Genomic DNA, 4485 nt, shown 5'->3' with positions numbered 1-4485 from the left:
GTCCTGGGCGCGGCTGCCGTTTGCCGCCCGTCAGGCGATCGTTGAAAAGTTTGCCGCTCTGCTGGAAGCCAGTAAGGCGGAGCTGACGGCGGTTATCGGCGCCGAGACCGGAAAGCCGCGCTGGGAGGCGGCCGGGGAAGTGACGGCGATGATCAACAAGGTGGCGATCTCGGTGAAGGCCTACCACGTCCGCACCGGCGAACAGCACAGCGACCTGCCCGACGGCGCCGCCACGCTGCGTCACCGGCCGCACGGCGTACTGGCGGTGTTTGGCCCCTATAACTTTCCCGGCCATCTGCCGAACGGGCACATCGTGCCGGCGCTGCTGGCGGGCAATACCGTGGTCTTTAAACCCAGCGAACTCACCCCGCGCAGCGGCGAAGCGGTGGTGAAACTATGGCAGCAGGCCGGCCTGCCCGCCGGGGTGCTCAACCTGGTGCAGGGCGGTCGGGAAACCGGCGAGGCGCTCAGCGGCCAGGCGGATATCGACGGACTGCTGTTTACCGGCAGCTCAACCACCGGTTTTCATCTGCATCGCCAACTGGCCGGGCAACCGCAGAAGATCCTCGCGCTGGAGATGGGCGGCAATAACCCGCTGATCGTCGACGATCCGCGGGACGTGGATGCCGCGGTGCATCTGACCATCCAGTCCGCCTTTATTACCGCTGGCCAGCGCTGCACCTGCGCCCGGCGTCTGCTGGTCCGACGCGGAGAGGCGGGCGATGCCTTCCTCTCCCGGCTGGTGACGGTGAGCCAACGGCTGATCCCGGCGGCGTGGGACGCCGAGCCGCAGCCGTTTCTCGGCGGGCTTATCTCTGAACAAGCCGCGCAGAAAGTGCATCAGGCCTGGCTGCAGCGGGTCGCCGCTGGCGCGGTCACCCTGCTGGAGCCGCGGTTATTGCAGGCCGGGACGTCGCTGCTAACGCCGGGGATTGTCGACATGAGCGACGTGGCCAATGTCGAGGATGAAGAGGTGTTTGGCCCGCTGCTTGGGGTCTGGCGCTACGACACTTTCGAGGAGGCGATTGCCTTAGCCAACACTACCCGCTTCGGCCTCTCCTGTGGGTTAATCTCCCCGGAACGGGAGAAGTTCGATCGACTGCTGCTCGAGGCGCGGGCAGGGATAGTTAACTGGAACAAACCGCTGACCGGGGCGGCGAGTACCGCGCCGTTCGGCGGCACCGGGGCGTCCGGTAACCATCGTCCGGGGGCTTGGTATGCCGCCGATTATTGCGCCTGGCCGATGGCCAGCCTTGAATCGCCGACCCTGACGCTGCCCGCCAGCCTGAGCCCGGGGCTCGACTTTCTGGCCGGGGAGGCGTCATGACCGCCCGCGAAGTCAACTTTGACGGTCTGCCCGGGCTGACCCATCACTACGCCGGGCTCTCCTTTGGCAATGAGGCTTCCACCCGGCATCGCTATCGGGTGTCTAACCCGCAGCTGGCGGCCAAGCAGGGGCTGAAAAAAATGAAAGCCCTCGCCGACGCTGGCTACCCGCAGGCGGTGATCCCGCCGCAGGAGCGTCCCAACGTGCCGCTTCTGCGCCAGCTGGGCTTTAGCGGCAGCGATGAGCAGGTGGTGGCCCGGGTGGCGCAGCAGGAGCCGGATCTGCTGTCGGCGGTGAGTTCGGCCTCGGCGATGTGGGTGGCGAACGCGGCGACGGTGTGTCCCTCCGCCGATTCGCTGGATGGCCTGGTGCACCTGACGGTGGCGAATCTGCAGGATAAATTCCACCGCGCCAGCGAAGCACCGACCACAGAGGCGCTGCTGCAGACGATTTTCCCCGACCGCACGCGATTTGCTATCCACCCGGCGCTGCCCGCCTCGGCCTGGTTTGGCGACGAAGGGGCGGCGAACCATAATCGTCTCGGCGGCGAGTATGGCGCTCCCGGCGTCCAGCTCTTTGTCTATGGCCGCCGCCGGGGGAGCGAGGAGGCGCCGCGTCGCTATCCGGCGCGGCAAACCCTTGAGGCCAGCCAGGCGGTAGCGCGCCTCAATCAGGTCAATCCCCGCCAGCTGATCTTCGCCCGCCAGCATCCGGCGGCGATCGACACGGGGGTTTTTCATAACGACGTCATCGCGGTGAGCAACCGTCAGGTCCTGTTCTGCCATGAGCAGGCCTTTGCCGACCAGACCGCGCTTCTCCAGCAGCTGGCGCAGCGGGTGCCGGGTTTTACGCCGCTGGTGGTTCCCGCCAGCCGGGTCTCGGTGGCAGAGGCGGTTGCCACCTATCTGTTCAACAGCCAGCTGGTGAGCCGGGCGGATGGCAGCATGGCGCTTATCCTGCCTCAGGAAGCGCAGGAGCATGCCGGCGTCTGGGAATACCTCAATGAGCTGCTGGCCGGGGATAACCCTATCGCCGACCTGCGGGTGTTCGATCTGCGCGAGAGCATGGCCAACGGCGGCGGTCCGGCGTGCCTGCGCCTGCGGGTGGTGTTGACGGCCGAGGAGTATCAGGCGGTCAATCCGCACGTCCTGATGAACGATACGCTGTTTGCCACCCTCAATGACTGGGTGGATCGCTACTATCGCGATCGTCTCACCCAGGCCGACCTCGCCGACCCGCAGCTGCTGCGGAAAGGGCGCGACGCGCTGGATCGGTTGACCCAGATCCTGCAGCTCGGTTCGGTTTATCCATTTCAGCAATAAGGGGGCGCGGTGGAACATTTTCTGGCATTAACCCTGGCGGGGCGATTGCCCCATCACTTTCACGGCGAGACGGCTTATTTCCGCTGGCACTGGCAGGGGGAGGGGATCCTTGAGCTGACGCCGCATGCGCGCTGCGAGCGCGGGCTGGTACTTTCCTGCGCCATTCATGGCAACGAAACGGCGCCGGTGGAGATAGTCGACCAGCTGGTGCAGCGACTGGTCCGGGAGGCGCTCCCGCTGCGCTGGCGGCTGCTGGTGATCGTCGGAAACCCACCAGCGCTGCGGGCGAATAAGCGCTATCTGCACAGCGATATGAACCGCATGTTTGGCGAGCGCTGGCGGCAGTTTCCGCTCAGTGAGGAGACGCAGCGGGCGCAGCGGCTGGAGCAGGCGGTGGCCCGCTTTTATCGCGACCACGATGGCCCGCGCTGGCACCTCGATCTGCATACCGCGATCCGCGGGTCGCTACATCCGCGCTTCGGCGTGCTCCCGGCCCGCGATACGCCGTGGGAGGAGGATTTTCTTCACTGGCTGGGCGGCGCCGGGCTGGAGGCGCTGGTGTTTCATCGCCAGCCCGGCGGGACCTTCACCCACTTCAGCTGCGAACGGTTCGCGGCGCTGGCCTGCACCCTTGAGCTGGGCAAAGCGCTGCCGTTGGGGGAAAACGATCTGACGCAGTTTGCCGCCGTCCAGCGGGCGCTCTCCCGGCTGCTGGTGGGGGATCTGGCCATTGCCGACGCCCCGGCGCCGCTGCGCTACCGGGTGGTACAGCAGCTAACCCGCCATAGCGATGATTTCCGCTTGCATATGGCGGATCAGACGCTGAACTTCACCCCCTTCGAACCCGGCACGCTGCTGGCGGAGGAGGGCGAGACGCGGTATGTGGTGGGGCCTGAGCCGGAGTATGTTCTGTTTCCTAACCCGACGGTGGCGAAAGGACTGCGCGCCGGCCTGATGCTGGAGAAATTATCCTGAGGGCAAGCCGTCCGCCGGGCGGCCTGCTTTATTTCGCGCGTCTTTTTTCGCCATCTTATTTTTTTCGTGCTCCAGTGTAAATTTGCAGATTATTCCTGGTAAAATGCTTTGTTTTTAATCTCCCCTCCTTTATACTCTCCATAATTTCTCTGCAAAACAGTAAGTTATTTATTTTTTATTGCAATTCTTCGGCTAAATTCCTTATTTTCTCCATAATTGGCGAGAAACTGTTTTTTACACTTTCATTGTTTTACTCTTGCTCTGACTAATTGACGATTAACGTCGTAAAGTTAATCTCGTCAACACGGCAACGCGCCGTAAGAATAACGTAAAGTAAGGATTGAATGATGAAGAAACTCACTGCACTGTTTGTTGCCTCTACTCTGGCTCTGGGCGCGGCTAACCTGGCACACGCCGCCGATACCACCACCGCGCCGAGCGACAGCAAGCCGATGATGATGCATCATAAAGGCGGCCCGGGTCAGCATGACATGATGTTTAAAGGCCTGAACCTGACCGATGCGCAGAAGCAGCAGATCCGCGACATCATGAAGAGCCAGCGCGAAAATATGAAACGTCCGTCCCTTGAAGAACGCCGCGCGATGCACGATCTGATCGCCAGCGACACCTTCGATAAGGCGAAGGCGGAAGCGCAGATCGATAAGATGGAAGCGCAGCATAAAGCGATGGCGCTGTCCCGCCTGGAAACGCAGAACAAGATCTACAACATTCTGACCCCAGAGCAGAAAAAACAGTTCAATGCTAATTTTGAGAAGCATCTGACAGAACGCAACGCGCCGGCAGGTAAAATGCCTGCACCTGCTGAATAATGTAGCGCACTGAATCAAGACCGCCGGTCTT

At 62.6% G+C, this 4485-nt stretch carries 4 protein-coding genes; all 4 read left to right on the top strand.

The genetic code is table 11. The features are described from left to right. The coding region (gene astD / locus HMPREF9538_RS04665; RefSeq protein ID WP_009486063.1) for a succinylglutamate-semialdehyde dehydrogenase at positions 1-1327 on the top strand (1327 nt) is incomplete at its 5' end. After that, the gene (astB, locus tag HMPREF9538_RS04670) at positions 1324-2649 is read left to right on the top strand and encodes an N-succinylarginine dihydrolase (RefSeq protein ID WP_009486062.1); all 1326 of its coding nucleotides are present in this window, start codon (positions 1324-1326) and stop codon (positions 2647-2649) included. The genes astD and astB, both read left to right, overlap by 4 nt. A gap of 9 nt (positions 2650-2658) precedes the next feature. Further along, positions 2659-3624, top strand: coding sequence for a succinylglutamate desuccinylase (gene astE, locus HMPREF9538_RS04675; protein WP_009486061.1), 966 nt, complete (start codon positions 2659-2661; stop codon positions 3622-3624). 344 nt (positions 3625-3968) lie between these two features. After that, a complete protein-coding gene (gene spy, locus HMPREF9538_RS04680; protein WP_004217130.1) occupies positions 3969-4454 on the top strand; it encodes an ATP-independent periplasmic protein-refolding chaperone Spy in 486 nt (161 codons plus the stop codon). The last annotated feature ends 31 nt before the right edge of the window (positions 4455-4485 follow it).

The organism is Klebsiella sp. MS 92-3 (assembly GCF_000195655.1).
GTDB classification, from domain to species: Bacteria; Pseudomonadota; Gammaproteobacteria; order Enterobacterales; family Enterobacteriaceae; genus Klebsiella; species Klebsiella pneumoniae.
This window is presented reverse-complemented; position numbering and strand designations above follow the sequence as displayed.

Coding starts and splice junctions, on each gene's coding strand:
- astB (WP_009486062.1), top strand. CDS start 1,324: ATGACCGCCCGCGAAGTCAACTTTGACGGTCTGCCCGGGCTGACCCAT.
- spy (WP_004217130.1), top strand. CDS start 3,969: ATGATGAAGAAACTCACTGCACTGTTTGTTGCCTCTACTCTGGCTCTG.